This is a genomic window from Hydrogenophaga sp. (assembly GCF_025699295.1).
In the GTDB taxonomy this organism is placed as follows: domain Bacteria; phylum Pseudomonadota; class Gammaproteobacteria; order Burkholderiales; family Burkholderiaceae_C; genus Hydrogenophaga.
On sequence record NZ_JAILWB010000023.1, the window covers coordinates 36,691 to 54,759 of the forward strand.

An 18,069-nucleotide genomic window follows, 5' to 3' on the forward strand; every position below is an offset into this window, starting at 1 on the left:
AGGCACGCGGAATGGAAGTCACGGCGCGACCTTGCCGGGCGCGCTCATTCACTCACCCGCGCAATGCTGGGCGGCGGTCTTCTCGGGCAGGTTCGACTTGTCGAAGCCGAATTCGGCGGTCATGGCCAGGTGTTCCGGGGTACCGATGAACTTCGCCAGCTCGGCATTGACCGCGTCGCGCAGGCTGGTGTCCTCCGGGCGGAAACCAAAAGAGCCTTCGCCCTTGTAGATCTTGCCGCCGTGGGTGAAGGTGAAGGGCTGGGCACGCTCCAGACCATCGTCCTTGCCGGCGAGGTCTTTCGCCGTGAGCGAGGTGAAGGCAGCGGCCGACGCCCGGCCCGCCTTGACGGCGGCCACTGCGGCAGCGAAATCGGGCACCACCATCTGCTGCTCGCGCTTCATGCCGGCCAGCTTGCCATGTTCGATTTCCGCCGTGCCGGCCACGAAGGCAATGTTCTTTCCCTTGGAGACCGCATCGGCGTAGTTGCTCACGCCATCCGGATTGCCGGCCTTGACGACCAGCGCCTCGCCCACGCCGTAGGTGGGCTCGGCGAACACGATCTGTTCGCAGCGCTTGGGCGTGATGTACATGGAGGCCACGATGGCGTCGAAGCGCCCGGCCTTCAGGCCCGGGATCAGCGCGCCCCACTCCGTCAGCACGCCGTCGACTTCCTTGACACCCAGCTTCTGCATGACGTGCTTGAACACTGTGGGCGATTCGCCCGTGAGCTGGCCCGAGGCATTGGCGTACGAGTAGGGAGCTTCGTTGGCGAAGCCGACGCGGATGAAACCCTGCTCGCGGATCTTCTCCAGCGTGGTCTGCGCGCTGGCGAGGCCGCTGGTGGCCAGCACGGCAGCGCCGAGCAGACCCAGGAGGGTTCGACGAAGTGGGGGCTGTGGTTGCATGATGGGCTCTCCTTGAATCGAAGATTCAGCGTGGTGCAACGGGCGTGAAGTCCCGCCGCTCCGCGATGAAGTTGGGGCGCGGCGCCAGGCCGCAGAAGGGATCGACCGGCGTGTTGTGCACGCTGTTGTAGACCACGAACACGTTGCTGCGCGGCAGCGGCGTGATGTTGGAACTCGAACCATGCATCACGTTGCAGTCAAAGAAGGTGACCGATCCGGCCAGACCGGTGGGCGCAGTGATGCCGAAGTCCTGCACTAGGCGCGTGAGGCAGCCGTCGTCGGGAACACCGACCTCCTGCTGTTTGAGCGAGTGCCTGTAGTGGTCCTCGGGCGTGGCGCCCACGCAAGTCACGTAGCGCTGGTGCGAACCGGGAACGATCATCAGCGGCCCGTTGTACGGCGTGTTGGCGGTCAGCGCGATGGAGCAACTCAGCAAGCGCATCGCGGGCACACCGTCCTCGACGTGCCAGGTCTCGAAGTCCGAATGCCAGTAGAACTCCTTGCCGCGAAATCCGCCCTTGTAGTTGATGCGCGACTGGTGGATGTAGACGTCGCTGCCCAGCAGCTGCCGGGCAATGGCCACCAGCTTGGGGTGCTCGCACAAGGCCTTCAACACCTCGCTGCTGCGGTGCACCGCGAACAGCGAGCGCAGTTCGCGGCTGCCGGGTTCGACCACAGCCTCGTCAGTCTTCTTGAGGGCCTCGTCGCCGCGCAGTCGCTGCAACTCGGCCAGGCAGGCCTGCACTTCGTCGGGCGCGAGCAACTGGTCGAAGTTCAGGTAGCCGTTGTCCTCGTAGAACAGCAACTGGCTGTTGCTGAGCGAGCCCTGCTCGGGCGTGCCCCACACCACCGGGTCGAGCCGGTCCTTCATCTGTCCCTGCGTGCCGAAGCGCGAGGGGTAACGGTCGTCGTCGCGCGGCTTCGAAAGAACCGGTTGTGCCGCGCCCATGGCGGTCATGCTCATCATGTCGGGACCTCCTGTCAGTCGGCCAGCGCGTACGCGCCGGTGGCGTCGTGCACCTCGCGGCCCGTCAGCGGTGGGTTGAAAACGCACACCATGCGCATGTGCGTGCCCTTGTTCGCGCGCAGTACATGGTGGTCGTGCTTGTTGAGCGCATAGAGCGTGCCCACCCGGATCGGGTGCGTCTCGCCCGTGGCCAGATCGGTGATCTCGCCGGCGCCTTCGATGCAGTACACGGTCTCCAGGTGGTTCCGGTATTGCATTTCCAGCACAGCGCCCGGCTTGATGATGGTGTCGTTGACCGAGTAGCCCATGCCCGCGTCCTTGTAGATCAGACGGCGGCTGGTCCAGCCCTCGGTGTCCACGTCGGCGGAGGTATTGAGGACATCGTCGAGGTGTTTCACGATCATGAAATGGCTCCTTGTTTTCAGTAAGCGGATGGTTGTCGAGAGACGCGGGCGGAAATCAGGCAACCTCGGCCAGGGTGCGCGCCTCTTCGTCGGTAGCGCCATCGGTTCCGTCGAGCACAGCCGACAGGCTGGCCTCGATCACGTCGAGTCCGTGCTTCAGTTCGTCTTCGCTGATGGTCAGGCTTGGCAGGATCTTGAGCACCTGGTCGTCGATGCCGGCGGTTTCGATAATCAGGCCACGCGCGAAGCAGGCCTGCGAGACGCGCGTGGCCAGCGCTGTGTCATTGAATTCAATGCCCCAGATCAGGCCGCGTCCGCGCACGCGGGCATCGGGTACGAGCTTTTTCGCCATCTTCTCCAGCCGGCGCTGCACTGTCTGGCCTTTCCTGACCACGGCCTGCTGCAGGCGCTCGTCTTCCCAGAACGTCAATGCCGCCGTGGCGGTCACGAACGCCGGGCAATGGCCACGGAAGGTGCCGTTGTGTTCACCTGGCGCCCATTGATCGAGTTCGGGTTTGATCAGCACCAGCGCCAGCGGCAGACCGTACCCCGAGAGCGACTTGGACAGCGTGACGATGTCGGGCACGATGCCGGCCTCCTCGAAACTGAAGAACGCGCCGGTTCGACCGCACCCGACCTGGATGTCGTCCACGATGAGCACGATGCCGTGCTCGGACGTGATGCGGCGCAGGCGCTGCAACCACTCGACGCTCGCCACATTGACACCGCCTTCGGCCTGCACCGTCTCCACGATCACTGCGGCCGGCTTGTCCATGCCACTGCCGCTGTCGTGCAGCATCGCCTCGAAATAGGTCAGCGTGTCGACGTCCTGGCCCAGATAGCCGTCAAACGGCACCGAGGCGCTGTGGCCCAGCGGCACGCCGGCACCCGCGCGCTTGAAACTGTTGCCGGTCACGGCCAGCGCCCCCAGCGTCATGCCGTGGAACGCATTGGTGAAGCCCACCACCTGTTCGCGGCCCGTCACCTTGCGGGCCAGCTTCAGCGCCGCTTCCACCGCGTTGGTGCCGGTGGGTCCCGGGAACTGGAACTTGTAGTGCAGGCCCCGTGGCTGCAGGATCACCTCGTTGAAGCGCTCGATGAAACGCTGCTTGGCCTGGCTGTACATGTCCAGCGTGTGGGTGATGCCGTCGCGCATCAGATAGCCCAGCAACGCCTGCTTGATCTTGTCCGGGTTGTGGCCGTAGTTGAGAACGCCTGCGCCGGCAAAGAAGTCCAGGTACCGCTCCCCGGCAATGTCGGTCATCCATGCACCTTTGGCACTGCTGAAAACGGCCGGGAAGCTGCGGCAATAGCCTCGCACTTCGGATTCAAATTGTTCAAACGTGTTCATGTGTTTTCCTTCGGGGTTGGATTGCGCGAGGTTGGACGAGAGATCGCTCGCCGATTCACGCAAGAATGAGCGCCAGCGGACGCCCTGAGTCATGCACGCGGCGAAACACCGCGCCGGATGGGACCAATCCGGAACTGCGGCTCGGAAGGGTGCTCATGCGGGAACATGTCGACCGTGAATCGGGATGTCTCTTCACAGGCGACACCGTGCGCGCGCGCGAACCGCCGGAACAGCGATTGCGACGCGGGGTTGTCATCCGCCACGGTGGCGGTCACGAACGCGCAGGCCGAAAAGGCGGGCAGTTCAAACCAGTGATCCAGCAGTTGCGGCCCCAGGCCCAGGCCCTGGTACTCGGGCAGCAGCCCGATTTGCCACACAAAGGCCGCACGCGGATCGGTGGGTGGCCGGTAACCGATCACCATGCCGACCACCTGCCCTTCGTGCTCGGCCACCAGACAGGTGTCGGCGAAGTCCGAGGCGAACAGCAGGTAGAAGTACGCGGAGTTGACCTCCAGCGTGCCGGTAGCGCGCGCCAGGCGCCACAGGTGGGCACCGTCGTGAGGCTGCGCTGCGCGAAAGTGAAGGGCGATGGCGGATGCTGTCGGGTTCTCGACGGACGTACTGGTCATGCACTGGGTTGTCTTGGTGACACGCTCCGTGCGCACTTCGCACTTGAACGTGCCACACCGCGTCAACGCCACAAGGGCGGGCACCGCGGCTGGCCGGCCCGTGCAAGCACGGGCCTACAAAAAAACTCAAGCGACCATCTGGCCGTTGAACGATCATCGGCTTCGCTGAAGGGATGAAGCGCACGCGCCACATCGGGAAGCCAACGGAACGAGAGCTCAGTGCCTCGTCCTTTTTTAGGTTAACCCGATATGCCGTTCATTGCAACCCGATGTTTCAGAATCCGGGATATGAGGCAGCGCGCGCACTGGATGGCGGCGCGTCGTGAATACCGTATTGGACCCATGCGCATGCCTCGAATCGGCATGCCCGTTGCGCGCGTTCAGAGTCTGAGCAGGGCCAGCACCATCGACGGCAACCCATTGGCCTGTGCCACGATGGCCGTGCTGGATTGCTGGATGATTTGTGCCCTCGTCATCTCGGTGGTCTCGATAGCGAAGTTGGCGTCCTGCAAGCGGCCGCGCGCGGCGGACGCACTCTGTGTCTGCTCCTGCAGACCATCGACGATGCGTTCGAACCGGTTGAGTTGGGCCGCCGCGTTGCCGCGTTCGGCTGTGATGTGATCGAGCGCGCGGTCGACCTGGCGGATGACACGGGCGGCTTCGTTGACCACGTCGTGATCGTCCAGCCCGAGGGCCGAGAGATTGACCGCACCCAGACCGACGGCAACCGTGTCGCCCATGTTGGCGCCCACCTGGAAAATCAGCGAGTTCTGGGCCGACGCGGCGACTGCCACCTGCTCGAAACTCTCGGCGAACCCCGAGAGCACGTCGGTGCTGCCAGCGGTCGCGCCGTTGGACACCACGCTTGTGGCGGTCCTGATGGCGCCGCCATCCGCGTCCAGGCCACCAATGGCGCCCGTGTCGGCGTTGCCAAGATCCAGGGTCGCAACGTAAGCGGCACCGTTGACCGCGAAGTCCGAGAGGAAGTCGGCGTTGCTGGCATAGAGCCCGTTGGTGGCGTTGGCAAACGCGTCGTCCAGTGTGGCCGCAGGGTTCTGGCTCATGTACTGCATCAAATCCTTGAGCCCCGTTCCACCGGCCTGCTTGAGTTGTTCGTGCAGGTAACGCGTGGCCGCGTAACCGCCCGAGTAGTCCAGGCTCGACCCGGAAAAGCCATCGCCCACCGCGGCAACCACGGCGGCGCGCCCCGCGGCGCCACCTCCTGCGGCAGCGATGTCACTCGCCAGGCGCTCGTCCGCGCCGTGAATGAATTCCGCAGCGCCTTCCAGAAGCCAGGTGGCGTTGGGGTTGTTCGCGAGGTTGCCGAAGTTGGTCGAACGCGCCATGACCGCATGCACCATTTCGTGGGCGATGATGCGATCGTTGAAGAACGGTCCTGAGCCACCATTGGGCAGGTTCGCTGGCGTGAAGTCGGCCATGTCGATCTGCATCCGAAGATTGGTGCCATAGCCCGAGCCACCGACAGACGACACCACCCTGGCTGCGGTACCGCCTGCGCCGTCGGTGAACGTGGTCAGTTCGATGCTGATGGCCGCGCCGTCGCCACTGATGCCGAAAAGGTCGCGGATCATGCGCTCGCTGTTCTCCAGCCAGCCACCTGCGCCCTGCAGACCATCGAGCACAGCCAGTTGGGCCGCATCACCCACGACACTGTCGCGGCTCTGGTTGAACAACTGCTTGCCGTTGAAGCTCGCGCTGCCCGCCGTACGTTCGATCTCCAGCGCCAGCTGCGAGACCTCGCCCTGCAAGGCTGCCCGGTCAGTCGCGGAATAGCTGCCATTGACGGCCTGCACCGCCAGTTCGCGGATGCGCTGCAGATTCGAAGTGATGCTGCTCAGCGCACCCTCCGCCGTCTGCAACAGGGAAATGGAGTCGTTGGTGTTGCGGCTGGCCTGCTGACTGCCACGAACCAGGCTGGTCATCCGCTCGGAAATGGCCAGGCCGGCGGCATCGTCCCTGGCCGAGTTGATCCGCAGGCCCGATGACAGGCGCCGCATCGTCGTCTCCAGCGAAGCCGCCGCCTTCGACGCGTGGCGCTGCGCCGCGATCGAGATGGTGTTCGTGTTGACGCTGATGGACACTGGCCCCTCCAAGGGTGGTCGCATCGATCCGGGGCTCGGGAATTGCCCTGCCCATGCTGCCGACGCTTGCAACCTTATCGACGAACGCAAGGACGACTTGAATGACGCCCCGGGGCCGCCGCCCGGCGGCGCTCCACACGGTCAGGCGGCGTGTGGAAGCCGCGTCGCGTTGACACCTTCGGATGGCGGCGGGCTGGCAGCAAGTTCGATGTGCACATGCGCCACGCTGGCGATGGGAAACGGGCATTCGTCCGCCCACAACTCGGGATGCCGTCCCAGATCAGGCACACAACTGTGGAACAACAAGCCCTCGCGAGAACCGCGAAGCACTCCGTAGATCATGTAGGTGAACATGGACTTCTCCCCACTGGCGTTGGGCCTTGCGAGACAGTTGCCGCTGCTGGCCGTGCCGGGCATTGCGCTCCGATCCGACCAATCCGCGAAGGCCTTCGTCCCAAGACTGGAGTCCATGCTGCCACACCTGTTTGACCGCAGGAATGCAGTTGCGTGAAGGTATCGGGTACTGCGTGAGATTGTTCTCGCCCAGCCCGCGCTCACTCCACCGTGACGCTCTTGGCCAGGTTGCGCGGCTTGTCGACATCGGTTCCCTTGGCCAGCGCCGTGTGGTACGCGAGCATCTGCAGCGGAACCACATGCAGCAGCGGGCTCAGCACGCCGTAGTGTTCGGGCATGCGGATGACGTGAACGCCTTCGCTGTTGGTGATCCGGGTGTCTGCGTCGGCGAGCACGTACAGCACGCCGCCCCGCGCGCGTACTTCCTGCATGTTGCTCTTGAGCTTTTCCAGCAGCGTGTCGTTGGGCGCCACCGTGACCACCGGCATGGCCGCCGTCACCAGGGCGAGCGGGCCGTGCTTGAGTTCGCCGGCCGGGTAGGCCTCGGCGTGGATGTAGCTGATTTCCTTGAGCTTGAGCGCGCCTTCCAGCGCAATCGGGTAGTGCAGGCCGCGGCCGAGAAAGAGCGCGTTGTCCATGCGCGCGAAGTCCTCCGCCCAGCTGATCACCTGTGGCTCCAGCGCCAGCACGGCCTGCAGGGCTACCGGCAGGTGGCGCATGGCCTTGAGGTGGCCTTCTTCGGCTTCCTCGCTGAGGTGACCACGCACCTGCGCCAGCGCCAGTGTGAGCAGAAACAGGCCCGCCAGTTGCGTCGTAAAGGCCTTGGTGGAGGCCACGCCGATCTCGACACCTGCGCGGGTGACGTACGCAAACTCGCATTCGCGCACCATGGCTGACGTCGCCACGTTGCACACGGTGAGCGTGTGCTTCATGCCCAGGCTCTGCGCGTGGCGCAGCGCGGCCAGCGTGTCGGCCGTCTCGCCGCTCTGGGTGATGGTCACCACCAGCGTGCGCGGGTTGGGCACGCTGGTGCGGTAACGGTATTCGCTGGCCACCTCCACCTGGGTAGGCATCTTCGCGATGCTCTCGAGCCAGTACTTGGCCGTGCAGCCGCTGTAGTAGCTGGTGCCGCAGGCCAGGATGAGCACGCTGTCGATCTCCTTGAACACGCTGTAGGCGCCGTCGCCGAACAGCTCGGGCGTGACGCCATTGACGCCTTCGAGCGTGTCGCCGATCGCGCGTGGTTGCTCAAAGATTTCCTTCTGCATGTAGTGACGGTAGGGGCCGAGTTCGGCCGCGCCGCTGTGGGCGAGCACGGTGCGCACGGGGCGCTGTTCGACACCGAGCGCTCGGCCGCCGGCGTCCAGCACCCAGTAGCGCCCGAGCTGCAGATCGACCAGGTCGCCCTCTTCCAGATACACGATCTGGTCGGTAACCCCTGCCAGCGCCATCGCATCGCTGGCCAGAAAGTGTTCACGCGCCCCCTCACCCACGCCCAGCACAAGGGGCGAGCCCGCGCGCGCGCCGACCACGCGGTGCGGCTCGTCCTTGTGGAACACTGCGAGGGCAAAAGCCCCGTGCAGTTGCGCCACCGCCGCCTGCAGTGCGGCAAACACGTCGCCCTCGTACAGGGAGTCGACCAGGTGGGCAATGACCTCGGTATCGGTCTGACTCTCGAACACATAGCCCCGGGCTTGCAGCGCGGCACGCAGTTCGTCATGGTTTTCGATGATGCCGTTGTGCACCAGGGCAACCCGGCCGGCCGCGCCCGATGCGGTGCCCGGGCCATGGCTGAAATGGGGGTGGGCGTTGTGCACCACGGGCGCGCCGTGGGTGGCCCAGCGGGTGTGGGCAATTCCCGTGCCACTGGCAATCGACTCCTGCTGCACCTGTTGCATCAGTTCGGCCACCCGGGCCGTGCTGCGCGCCCGCTTGAGGCCATCGCTGTGCACCGCCACGCCACAGGAATCGTAGCCACGGTACTCCAGCCGCTGCAGGCCCTGGACCAGCACGGGCACGATGTCACGCCCGGAAACTCCTGCCACGATGCCGCACATGCTCCGCTCCTGAAATGTTGAGATGGCGTGATGCTAAACAGGCAGCAACGAAATTAATGGTCAAACATCTGAAAAAACTGGCCAAATATTTCTTTCAGCGAACACAATAATCAAATATTCCATTTCAATGATCAACATGGAACAAATCGACATAGATGAGGCCGACCTGCGGCTGCTGGAGCTGCTGCAGACCGACGCCTCGCGCAGCAATCAGGCGCTTGCCGAGCTGGCGCACCTGTCTCCGCCAACCAGCCTGCGGCGCGTCAAGCGCCTGCGCCAGCTGGGACTGATCGAGCGCGAAGTCGCGATATTGAGCGCGGACCGGCTCGCACCGCTGCAGGGGTACGGCCTGACGGCGCTGGTCGAGGTGACGCTGGAGCGCCAGGGCGCGGAACAGCTTGACGCGTTCGAGGCGCGCGTGGTGCTCGCGCCCGAAGTGCAACAGTGCTACAGGGTGAGCCCGGGGCCGGATTTCATGCTCGTGGTGCATTGCAACGACATGCCGGCCTACCTGGAACTCGCCCGGCAACTGTTCACCAGCGACGCGAACGTGCGCAACATAAAGGCCTTTTTCAGCCTCAAACGGGCCAAGTTCGACCCCCGTCTGCCACTGGGCCGACCGCATGCCGCCGCGCGGAAATGAATACCTTCGCGTGCACATGCGGGATGGTATTGATGCAAACCGCACAAAAGCAGCCCTTGCGTCGGCCACGAACGGTTGACGGGCCTTCCCTCTTGTAACACGCTCCTAAAATGCTCCCAGACAACCGTATCTGTCTGGTTCAAGGAGGTTGTATGGATGTTTTGACGATCACCCTGGCCGCCGTCGCCGCCCTGGTGGTGCTGGCGCTCGGCGTCTGGGTGGTCCGGCGCCTGGCCGGGCGGGCATCGTCGGGCCGGGAAGACCGGTACTCGCCGCACCGGATTCTCACACCGGAGCAGGCGCACATGCTCGACTATCTGCAGGACACATTCCCCGGGCAGGTGGTCCTGCCCAACATGCCGCTCAAGGACATGCTGACGGTGCGCCGGGCCGCCGACCGCAAGCGCGCCGAACAGCGGCTGCAGGAACAGCAGGTGGATTTCGTGGTGTGCGGCCCGGATGGCCGGCCCAGTTTCGCGTTCGACATCGAGCAACACCACCTGAGTGACGCCAAGGCCAAGGCGCACAAGGTCAAGATGAAAAACCGGATCCTCAAGACGGCCGGCGTGCGCTTCGTCTTCCTGAAGAACGGCATCCACCGCATGCCATCGCCGGCCGATTTCCGGGCGCAGCTGAATCTGGCCGAGCTCCCCAAACCCAAGTCCCGGGAAGAAGGACGCGAGAGCGCATTGCAACAGCTGGAGAGCCAGTTCTCCGGCTTCGACCAGCAGCACAGCAGCCACAACACCGGTTTCCGCGAGTCGGAGGTCATGGGCATGAGCGGCCTGATGGATCTCAACGGCCATGGTCGCCGCAACAACCATGGACGCCTCAACGGCGACAGCAGTTTCGGCAACAGTCGCGCCCCGGGAGACAGCCGCTTCGACGGCAGTTCGCTCGACGTGCGCGGGGGGTAACAGAGGACACACCCGGCCGCGCTTCGCGTGACCCCCTCAAGGGGGCGTGTCCTGCGGCCCGGCGGAGCCGGTTCCGCGGACACTCTGGAACAGGCATCCTCGCGCCGAAGATGCGGGCTTCTCAGGTTTTCTTTTTCGTGGGACGCTGCCAGTTGTCCAGCGCCACTTGCTTGCCGCGTGCCACTGCAAGGGCGCCTGGGGCGGTGTTCTTGGTGATGGTGGAGCCCGCGCCCACGGTACCACCCGCGCCAATGGTCACGGGCGCCACCAGCACGCAGTTGCTGCCCACGTGCACATCGGCCTCGATCACGGTGCGGTGCTTGTTGGCACCGTCGTAGTTGGCGGTGATGCTGCCCGCGCCGTAGTTCACCCGTTCGCCCACGGTCGCATCGCCCAGATAGGCCAGGTGGTTGGCCTTGGCACCCGCGGCCAGTGTGCTGTTCTTCACCTCGACAAAGTTGCCGATGTGCACCTGCTCGCCGAGCTGCGCGCCGGGGCGCAGTCGAGCGAATGGCCCGACCAGCGCACCACGACCGATCGACACACCCAGTGCCTCGCCATCGATGTGGGTGAAGGGATGGATCTGCGCGCCGTTGTCGATCGCGGCGTTGGCGATGACACAGTTCGCACCGATGCGCACGCCGTCGCCGAGCTTCACGCGGCCTTCGAATATGCAGTTCACGTCGATTTCCACGTCCTGGCCACAGAGCAGTTCTCCGCGCACGTCCAGCCGTGCCGGGTCGGCCAGGCGCACGCCCTGCTCCATCAACGCATCCGCCTGGCGCTGCTGGTAGGCGCGTTCCAGATCGGCCAGTTGCACCGGGCTGTTCACGCCAGCCACCTCCACCGCGTCGTGCGTGGTGATGGCCCGCACCACCAGCCCCTGCGCCACCGCGTGCCTGACGACATCCGTCAGGTAGTACTCTTGCTGGCTGTTGTCGTTGGTCAAGCTCTTGAGCAAAGGCTTGAGCAGCGCTGCCGGCGCCGCCATGACGCCGCTGTACCACTCGGTGATGCGCCGTTGCGCTTCGTTGGCGTCCTTGTGCTCCACGATGGCATGCACCGACCGGTCGGCGTCCATGGCGCGCACGATCCGGCCATATCCGGTGGCGTCGCCGCCCGTGTCCACGCTCAGCAGCGCGAGGTGCTTCCCGTCGCAGGCCTGCAGCAAGGCCTCCAGCGTGGCCTGTCCGATCAGGGGCACGTCGCCATTGAGAATCAGCACGATGCCGTCGTCGGCCAGCACCGGCACCGCCTGCTGTACCGCATGGCCGGTGCCCAGTTGAGGTTCCTGGCGCACGAAGCGCAACTGCGGGGCCACGTGGTCGCCCGCTCCCACTGGTGTGCTCAGGCCGGCCTCGACCTGTTCGGCGCCATGCCCCGTGATCACCACCACCGAACGCGCCGATAACCGCGCCGCGCAGTCGATGACGTGCTGGGCCAGTGCGCGACCGCCCAAACGGTGCAACACTTTGGGCCGTTGGCTCTTCATGCGCGTGCCTTTGCCGGCCGCCATCACCACCACATCCACAGGGAACGACATGAACACCTCTTTCAGAGACGGGTTGCGCAGCGTTCTTGCCGGCCAGCCCCAGCGGCGGATTATCGCGCCCCGGGTGCGGCGTGCGGGCGCGGTGCTGGTACTGGCTTTCGTGCTTGCGGCCTGCACGGCCACACGCCTGGCCTACAACCAGGCGCCCACGCTGAGCTACTGGTGGATCGATCGCCACGTGGGTCTGAACGACGCGCAGTCGGTGCAGACACGTCTGGACCTGGACAGCTTCTTCCAGTGGCACCGCAGCCAGGAACTGCCCGCCTACGCCGGTCTGCTGCGCCAGTGGCAGTTCATGGCACCCGACAGGGTCACACCGGCCCAGATCTGCGCCGAGTTCGAGCAGGTGCGCGCGCGCCTGGACCGCGCCGCCGCCGAGGCGGTGGAACCCCTGGCCCGTCTGGCCCTGCAACTCAGCCCGACGCAACTCGACAACCTCCAGCAGCGGCAGGCCAGGACCAACGAAGAATTTGAACGGGACTTTCTGCGCGGGAGCCCCGCACAACGCCTCGAGAGACGCCTGGAGAAGGCCGTCAGCCGCAGCGAATCGTTCTACGGCCCCCTGAGCCCCGAACAGCGCGCGCTGTTGCGCGCACAGCTGCAAGCCTCCCCCTTCGACCCGCAACGCACGCAGGCCGAACGGCTGCGGCGCCAGGCCGACCTGCTGCAGACCGTGCGCAACGCGCAGGCCGAGCCGCAGAAGGCCGAGCAGTTCGTGCGCGAACACCTGGCGCGGCTGCGCCAGTCGCCCACGCCCGGCTACGAAGCCTACAGCCAGGCGCTCGTGCAGCAGGGCTGCACCCAGTTCGCCGCCCTGCACAACAGCAGCACGGCCGAACAGCGCGCCAGCGTGGTGGGCGCGCTCCAGGGCTACGAGAACGACCTGCGTACGCTGAGCGCGCAGCGCTGAGCCCTGCCAGCCCGCCGGCTGGCACCAAAACCGCCCGCTCAGCGCCACGCATGGCGCGCTTTGGTGCGGGCAAGGCTGATGGACACCGGCCGCGCACGAGCCTGGTGCATCTGTCTTGCATACAAGACTTGTATGGACATGGCACGGAATTCGCATGAAGGGTCGGCAAAGGTCCCACATGGTCAGTTCCACCGACATCGCCCGACGCATCATCGAAGCCGTGCTCGCCCAGCGTCTGGCACCGGGCACGCGGCTGGGTGAACAAAGCCTGTCGATGCTGTTCGACTGCAGCCGCACGCTGGTGCGCGAGGCGCTCGTGCGCCTGGCCGCGCGCGGCATCGTCACCGTGAGCTCGCGCCGCGGCTGGTATGTGGTGCAGCCTTCGCACGCCGAGGCGCGCGAGGCCTTCGAGGCCCGGCGCGTGATCGAAACCGGGCTCATCCGCGGCACACCGCACATCGACAAGACGGCCATCAGGCGCCTGCGCCAGCACCTGCGGCAGGAGCAGGCCGCGCTCAAGGGTGATGACGTCGGCCAGCGGAGCTACCTGCTGGGCGACTTCCATGTCTGCCTGGCCGAATGCCTGGGCAACCAGCTGCTGGCCGACACCCTGCGCGACTTCACCGCCCGCACCACGCTCATCGCCATGCTGTACCAGAGCAACCACGACGCGGTGCAGTCCTGCCAGGACCACGCCGACATCGTCGCCGCGCTGGAGCGGGGCGACACCGCCACCGCAGAGCGCCTGATGGCCGCGCACATCGGCCAGGTGCAGGCCGCGCTTCGCCTGGGCACGCCCAGCGACCCGCTGGCCGACCTGCGCGAGGCGCTCGCGCCGGTGCGCGAGGCCAGTGCCCCCTCCACCGCTGCCGCGTCCGCCAGAAAGCGCGGCGGCAAGAAGCCCCCGTCCACCCCCACCCGTGAAACCTACCTAGGAGCCCTGCTATGACCCCCTCGAAACGCGCCTTCCTCGCCTACACCGCGGCCCTCGTGGCCGCACTGGGCCTGGGCCATGCCCACGCCCAGTCGGCGCTGGATAACGTGATGAAGAACAAGCTCATCAAGATCGCCGTGCCCACCGACTTTCCGCCCTACGGCTTCGTCGGCATCGACCTCAAGCCCCAGGGCCTGGACGTGGACACGGCCAACTACATTGCCAGCAAGCTTGGCGTGAAGGTCGAACTGGTGGCCGTGACCAGCGCCAACCGCATTCCCTACCTGCAGACGAAGAAGGCCGACCTGGTGATTTCCACGCTGGGCAAGAACGCCGAGCGCGAGAAGGTGATCGACTTCACCGCCGCGTACTCGCCGTTCTTCCAGGCGGTCTACGGCCCCAAGGGCAGCGCACTGGCCGACTTCAGCGGCCTGGGCGGCAAGTCGGTGGCGGTGACGCGCGGTGCCATCGAGGACCAGGAGCTCACCAAGGTCGCGCCTGCCAGCACCGACATCAAGCGCTTCGAGGACAACAATGCCACCGTCTCGGCCTTCGTCTCGGGGCAGACGCAGTTCATCGCCACCGGCGTCTCGGTGGCCGACAACATGATCAAGCGCAACCCCGCACTGGGCGCCGAGTACAAGCTGCTGCTGAAAGACAGCCCGAACTTCATCGGCGTGGCCAAGGGCGAGGATGCGCTGCGCCTGAAGGTCAACGAAATCATCGCGGCGGCCAAGAAGTCGGGCGACATCGATGCCATGGCCAAAAAATGGCTGGGTCGTCCGGCCGGCACGCTGCCGGAATGATGGCGCCCCCACGCTCCACCGCTGCGCGGGTCGCTGCCCCCCAAGGAGGCTGGGCCTGCCTTGGGAGCGGCCCGGCGGCTGGCCCATTGCTCCCACGCTGGGCTGCTGCGCGAGTCTGAGGAACACACCATGGGCATCGAACTCGACTTCCCGGCCGTGCTCGCGCAGTGGCCGCTGCTGGCCCGGGGCGTGCTCTGGACGCTGGGCCTGACCGCCATCTCGGCGGTGATCGGCCTGCTGCTGGGCACGGCCTGCGCGTGGGCACGCAGCAACGGCCCGCTGGCGCTGCGCTGGCTGGCCGCGACCTATGTGGAGCTGATCCGCAACACACCCTTCATCGTGCAGCTGTTCTTCGTGTTCTTCGGCCTGCCGGCCGCGGGCGTGAAGCTCACGCCCGAGATCGCGTCCGTCATCGCCATGGTGATCAACCTGGGCGCGTATGCGGCCGAGATCATCCGCGCCGGCATCGAAGCCACGCCCAGGGGGCAGTTGGAGGCCGCGGCCAGCCTGGCGCTCTCGCGCATGCAGACCTTCCTGCACGTGGTGCTGCCACCCGCGTTCAGGAAGGTCTGGCCCGCGCTCACCAGCCAGATCATCATCGTCATGCTCGGCTCGGCGGTGTGCGGGCAGATCTCCACGCAGGAACTGAGCTACGCGGCCAACCTGATCCAGAGCCGCAACTTCCGCGCTTTCGAAGCCTTCATCGTGGCCACGGGCATCTACCTGCTGCTGTCCATCGGCGTGCGCGGCCTTTTGAACTGGCTCGGCCCGCGCTACCTGTTCGGAGGCCGCCGTGGTTGATTTCAGTCTCTGGGACATCGTGCGCAACCTGCTGCTGGCCGCGCGCTGGACGGTGGCGCTGTCGCTGATCGCCTTCGTCGGCGGCGGCATCGTGGGCATGGCGCTGCTGGTCGCGCGCACCGCGAAGTGGCCCGGCGCGGAAACCTTCGTGAGCGGCTACGTGCAGCTGTTCCAGGGCACACCGCTGCTGATGCAACTCTTCCTGGCCTACTTCGGCCTGGCGCTGTTCGGCTTCGAGACCTCGGCCTGGACGGCCGCCTCGGTCGCGCTCACGCTCTACACCAGCGCCTTCCTCGTCGAGATCTGGCGCGGCTGCGTGGCCGCGGTGCCCAGGGGCCAGTGGGAAGCCTCGCAGAGCCTGGCGCTGAGCTTCGTCGAACAGCTGCGCTACGTGATCCTGCCGCAGGCCACGCGCATCGCCATCGCACCGACCGTGGGATTCCTGGTGCAGGTGGTCAAAGGCACGGCGCTGGCTTCGGTGATCGGCTTCGTCGAACTCACCAAGGCCGGCACCATGATCACCAACGCCACCTTCGCGCCCTTCCTGGTCTACAGCTGCGTGGCCCTGATGTACTTCGCGCTGTGCTTCCCCGTCAGCCTGTACGCCCGAACACTCGAGAGGAAACTCAATGGAAACCGCTGACGCGCCCGCCACCACCGCCGTGCGCACCATCGTCGACATCCGGCAGCTGCGCAAGTCCTATGGCAGCAACGAGGTGCTCAAGGGCATCGACCTGCAGGTGAAGGCCGGCGAGGTGATCGCCATCATCGGCAAGAGCGGCTCGGGCAAGAGCACGCTGCTGCGGTGCATCAACGGGCTGGAGGAATTCCAGGCCGGCTCGCTCACCGTGGACGACAAGCCGCTGCTGCACAAGGACGCCGCCGCCATGCGCGAGCTGCGCCAGCACGTGGGCATGATCTTCCAGAACTTCAACCTCTTTCCGCACCTGAGCGTGGGCCGCAACGTGATGCTCGCGCCCGGCCTGGTGAAGAAGACCGCGCCGGCCGAAGGCGCCGAGCGCGCTCGCCAGTTGCTCCAGCGCGTGGGCCTGGGCGAGAAGTTCGACGCCTTCCCGGATCAGCTCTCGGGTGGCCAGCAGCAGCGCGTGGCCATCGCGCGCGCGCTGGCCATGCAACCCAGCGTGCTGCTGTGCGACGAGATCACCTCCGCGCTCGATCCCGAGCTGGTGGGCGAGGTGTTGCGCGTGGTGGAGTCGCTGGCCGACGAGGGCATGACGCTGCTGATGGTCACGCACGAGATGGGCTTCGCGCGCAAGGTCAGCGACCGCGTGATCTTCATGCACCAGGGCCGCGTGCACGAGATGGGGCCGCCGGCGAAGCTGTTCGGTTCACCCGAGACACCGGAACTGCAGCAGTTCCTCTCGTCGATCCACTGAGCGTCACGCCACGAAGCGCATCCAGCCCCAGACCACCACCAGCGTGAGCAAGGTCACCGGAATACCGGTGACCGCATGCCGTTTCCAGTCGATCTCGATGCCCTGCCGGCGCGCCAGGTCGGCCACGATCAGGTTGGCGATCGAGCCCACCAGCAGCAGGTTGCCGGCGAAGGTGGTGGCCAGCGCGAGCATCACGCCGGCCTGTTCACCGCTGCCCGCCAGGTGTGGCAGCAGCAGCATGACGGCCGGCACGTTGGACACCAGATTGGACAACACCGCACCCGCCACCAGCAGCGGCCCCGGATCGGTGAGGTGCACACCTTGCGTGCCCAGCCAGACCACCGCCTGCGCGGCCAGCCCGGTGGTCTCGAACGCGTGGTTCACCACGAACAGGCCCATGAAGAGGATGAGCAAGGGCCAGTCCACCAGGCCGATGACATGCGCCGAGTGCAGGCGGCGACTGAGCAGCAGCACGCCCGCGCCCACCAGCGCGGCCACGTCGCGCGGCCAGTCGGTGAACAGGAAGATCAGCAGCAGCGCACCGGCCACCATCAGCCCCTTGGTGGTCTGCCAGGCATCGAACGCGGGCTCTGCATTCACACCCTCTCCCTCCGGGAGAAGGTGGGGGTGAGGGCTCCCCGCCCCCGCCTTCGCCCCCGGCCCGAACGCCAGCCACCCCCACAACAACACCAGCCCGATCAGCACCGGCGGCAGCGCTTGCCGCACATAGCCACCGAACGGCAGCTGCAGCACCGAGCCGATCAGCATGTTCTGCGGGTTGCCGATCAGCGTCGCGGCCGAACCGATGTTGGCGGCACAGGCCAGGCCGATCAGGAAGGGCAACGGGTTCAGGCCCCGCTGCAGGCACAGCCGCGCGACCACCGGTGTCATGGCGAGACACACGATGTCGTTGGAGAACACCGCCGAGAGTGCGCCGGCCACGAAGATCAGCGCGGCCAGCAAGCCGCTGCGCGGCAGAGGCATGGCGCCCACGCGGCGCGTCACCGCGGCATAGAAGCCCCCCAGGCGCATCTGCGCCGATACCAGCATGAAGGCGAACAGCAGCACGATGGTGGGCAGGTCGATCGATCGCGCGGCGTCTTCCACCGGCAGGCCGCTCAAGCCGATCACCGCGATGGCGCCCAGCAGCGCCACGCCCGAGCGGTCCAGCTTCAGCCGCGGCAGGCCGCCGAGGAACATGCCCAGGTAGACAAGGGCGAAGACCGCGACGATGCCCCAGTCGGTGGCGGTGGGGTGCAAGGTGGCGGCAGCGGTGGGCATGTTGGGCGCGATCGTAGCGCGCGCGTGAAAAAGCCGCCCGAAGGCGGCTGGTCGATGC

18 protein-coding genes are annotated in these 18,069 nt (G+C 66.1%); 8 read left to right on the forward strand and 10 right to left on the reverse strand.

Annotated elements, in window-relative coordinates:
* Positions 1–48: 48 nt before the first annotated feature.
* The 8 genes from ehuB to glmS all read right to left on the reverse strand — a co-directional run bounded on the left by ehuB (position 49) and on the right by glmS (position 8,770).
* Positions 49–906, reverse strand: a complete 858-nt coding sequence (ehuB, locus tag K5880_RS20325) for an ectoine/hydroxyectoine ABC transporter substrate-binding protein EhuB (protein ID WP_297656781.1) — start codon at positions 904–906, stop codon at positions 49–51.
* A 25-nt stretch (positions 907–931) separates the two neighbouring features.
* The gene (thpD, locus tag K5880_RS20330; protein WP_297656784.1) at positions 932–1,873 is read right to left on the reverse strand and encodes an ectoine hydroxylase; all 942 of its coding nucleotides are present in this window, start codon (positions 1,871–1,873) and stop codon (positions 932–934) included.
* 14 nt (positions 1,874–1,887) lie between these two features.
* Entirely contained in the window at positions 1,888–2,277 is a 390-nt protein-coding gene (locus tag K5880_RS20335) for an ectoine synthase (RefSeq protein WP_297656787.1), read from the reverse strand.
* A 55-nt stretch (positions 2,278–2,332) separates the two neighbouring features.
* The gene (gene ectB / locus K5880_RS20340) at positions 2,333–3,628 is read right to left on the reverse strand and encodes a diaminobutyrate--2-oxoglutarate transaminase (protein WP_297656790.1); all 1,296 of its coding nucleotides are present in this window, start codon (positions 3,626–3,628) and stop codon (positions 2,333–2,335) included.
* An 89-nt stretch (positions 3,629–3,717) separates the two neighbouring features.
* The gene (gene ectA, locus K5880_RS20345; protein ID WP_297656793.1) at positions 3,718–4,257 is read right to left on the reverse strand and encodes a diaminobutyrate acetyltransferase; all 540 of its coding nucleotides are present in this window, start codon (positions 4,255–4,257) and stop codon (positions 3,718–3,720) included.
* Positions 4,258–4,637: 380 nt separating this feature from the next.
* A complete protein-coding gene (locus tag K5880_RS20350) occupies positions 4,638–6,359 on the reverse strand; it encodes a flagellinolysin (protein ID WP_297656795.1) in 1,722 nt (573 codons plus the stop codon).
* Positions 6,360–6,500: 141 nt separating this feature from the next.
* Positions 6,501–6,713 (reverse strand): hypothetical protein, encoded by a 213-nt coding sequence (locus K5880_RS20355; protein ID WP_297656797.1) that lies wholly within the window; start codon positions 6,711–6,713, stop codon positions 6,501–6,503.
* 200 nt (positions 6,714–6,913) lie between these two features.
* Positions 6,914–8,770: a glutamine--fructose-6-phosphate transaminase (isomerizing) gene (glmS, locus tag K5880_RS20360; protein ID WP_297656799.1), complete on the reverse strand. Its 1,857-nt coding sequence runs from the start codon at positions 8,768–8,770 to the stop codon at positions 6,914–6,916.
* A 136-nt stretch (positions 8,771–8,906) separates the two neighbouring features.
* Between glmS and K5880_RS20365 the strand changes: the two genes are divergently transcribed.
* Both K5880_RS20365 and K5880_RS20370 read left to right on the forward strand, forming a co-directional pair.
* On the forward strand, positions 8,907–9,413 hold the full coding sequence (locus K5880_RS20365) for an Lrp/AsnC family transcriptional regulator (protein ID WP_297656801.1): 507 nt from the start codon (positions 8,907–8,909) through the stop codon (positions 9,411–9,413).
* Between the two features lie 152 nt (positions 9,414–9,565).
* Positions 9,566–10,330 (forward strand): DUF2726 domain-containing protein, encoded by a 765-nt coding sequence (locus K5880_RS20370; RefSeq protein ID WP_297656803.1) that lies wholly within the window; start codon positions 9,566–9,568, stop codon positions 10,328–10,330.
* A gap of 121 nt (positions 10,331–10,451) precedes the next feature.
* Here the strand turns inward: K5880_RS20370 and glmU are convergent, their stop codons facing one another.
* Positions 10,452–11,873, reverse strand: a complete 1,422-nt coding sequence (glmU, locus tag K5880_RS20375) for a bifunctional UDP-N-acetylglucosamine diphosphorylase/glucosamine-1-phosphate N-acetyltransferase GlmU (RefSeq protein ID WP_297656806.1) — start codon at positions 11,871–11,873, stop codon at positions 10,452–10,454.
* Between glmU and K5880_RS20380 the strand changes: the two genes are divergently transcribed.
* From K5880_RS20380 to K5880_RS20405, 6 genes are all read left to right on the forward strand, one after another.
* Positions 11,872–12,792 carry a DUF6279 family lipoprotein gene (locus tag K5880_RS20380; protein WP_297656809.1) on the forward strand — a complete coding sequence of 307 codons (921 nt, stop codon included), beginning with the start codon at positions 11,872–11,874 and terminating at the stop codon, positions 12,790–12,792. The two genes, glmU and K5880_RS20380, sit on opposite strands and share 2 nt — an antisense overlap.
* A 178-nt stretch (positions 12,793–12,970) precedes the next feature.
* Positions 12,971–13,741 (forward strand): GntR family transcriptional regulator, encoded by a 771-nt coding sequence (locus K5880_RS20385; RefSeq protein ID WP_297656812.1) that lies wholly within the window; start codon positions 12,971–12,973, stop codon positions 13,739–13,741.
* A complete protein-coding gene (locus K5880_RS20390) occupies positions 13,738–14,532 on the forward strand; it encodes a transporter substrate-binding domain-containing protein (protein WP_297656815.1) in 795 nt (264 codons plus the stop codon). The genes K5880_RS20385 and K5880_RS20390 overlap by 4 nt, the downstream gene beginning before the upstream one ends.
* 129 nt (positions 14,533–14,661) lie before the next feature.
* Positions 14,662–15,333, forward strand: a complete 672-nt coding sequence (locus tag K5880_RS20395) for an amino acid ABC transporter permease (protein WP_297656819.1) — start codon at positions 14,662–14,664, stop codon at positions 15,331–15,333.
* Positions 15,326–15,976 (forward strand): amino acid ABC transporter permease, encoded by a 651-nt coding sequence (locus K5880_RS20400; RefSeq protein ID WP_297656822.1) that lies wholly within the window; start codon positions 15,326–15,328, stop codon positions 15,974–15,976. Before K5880_RS20395 ends, K5880_RS20400 begins: the two co-directional genes overlap by 8 nt.
* A complete protein-coding gene (locus K5880_RS20405) occupies positions 15,963–16,730 on the forward strand; it encodes an amino acid ABC transporter ATP-binding protein (protein WP_297656825.1) in 768 nt (255 codons plus the stop codon). Before K5880_RS20400 ends, K5880_RS20405 begins: the two co-directional genes overlap by 14 nt.
* Positions 16,731–16,733: 3 nt before the next feature.
* Here K5880_RS20405 and K5880_RS20410 read toward each other — a convergent pair whose 3' ends face one another.
* Positions 16,734–18,011, reverse strand: coding sequence for an anion transporter (locus tag K5880_RS20410; protein WP_297656828.1), 1,278 nt, complete (start codon positions 18,009–18,011; stop codon positions 16,734–16,736).
* Positions 18,012–18,069 lie beyond the last annotated feature (58 nt).

Bases quoted from the DNA above. Each gene is read 5' to 3' on its own strand.
- ehuB (WP_297656781.1), bottom strand. From the start codon at position 906: ATGCAACCACAGCCCCCACTTCGTCGAACCCTCCTGGGTCTGCTCGGC.
- thpD (WP_297656784.1), bottom strand. From the start codon at position 1,873: ATGATGAGCATGACCGCCATGGGCGCGGCACAACCGGTTCTTTCGAAG.
- K5880_RS20335 (WP_297656787.1), bottom strand. From the start codon at position 2,277: ATGATCGTGAAACACCTCGACGATGTCCTCAATACCTCCGCCGACGTG.
- ectB (WP_297656790.1), bottom strand. From the start codon at position 3,628: ATGAACACGTTTGAACAATTTGAATCCGAAGTGCGAGGCTATTGCCGC.
- ectA (WP_297656793.1), bottom strand. From the start codon at position 4,257: ATGACCAGTACGTCCGTCGAGAACCCGACAGCATCCGCCATCGCCCTT.
- K5880_RS20355 (WP_297656797.1), bottom strand. From the start codon at position 6,713: ATGTTCACCTACATGATCTACGGAGTGCTTCGCGGTTCTCGCGAGGGC.
- glmS (WP_297656799.1), bottom strand. From the start codon at position 8,770: ATGTGCGGCATCGTGGCAGGAGTTTCCGGGCGTGACATCGTGCCCGTG.
- K5880_RS20365 (WP_297656801.1), top strand. From the start codon at position 8,907: ATGGAACAAATCGACATAGATGAGGCCGACCTGCGGCTGCTGGAGCTG.
- K5880_RS20370 (WP_297656803.1), top strand. From the start codon at position 9,566: ATGGATGTTTTGACGATCACCCTGGCCGCCGTCGCCGCCCTGGTGGTG.
- K5880_RS20380 (WP_297656809.1), top strand. From the start codon at position 11,872: ATGAACACCTCTTTCAGAGACGGGTTGCGCAGCGTTCTTGCCGGCCAG.
- glmU (WP_297656806.1), bottom strand. From the start codon at position 11,873: ATGTCGTTCCCTGTGGATGTGGTGGTGATGGCGGCCGGCAAAGGCACG.
- K5880_RS20385 (WP_297656812.1), top strand. From the start codon at position 12,971: ATGGTCAGTTCCACCGACATCGCCCGACGCATCATCGAAGCCGTGCTC.
- K5880_RS20390 (WP_297656815.1), top strand. From the start codon at position 13,738: ATGACCCCCTCGAAACGCGCCTTCCTCGCCTACACCGCGGCCCTCGTG.
- K5880_RS20395 (WP_297656819.1), top strand. From the start codon at position 14,662: ATGGGCATCGAACTCGACTTCCCGGCCGTGCTCGCGCAGTGGCCGCTG.
- K5880_RS20405 (WP_297656825.1), top strand. From the start codon at position 15,963: ATGGAAACCGCTGACGCGCCCGCCACCACCGCCGTGCGCACCATCGTC.
- K5880_RS20410 (WP_297656828.1), bottom strand. From the start codon at position 18,011: ATGCCCACCGCTGCCGCCACCTTGCACCCCACCGCCACCGACTGGGGC.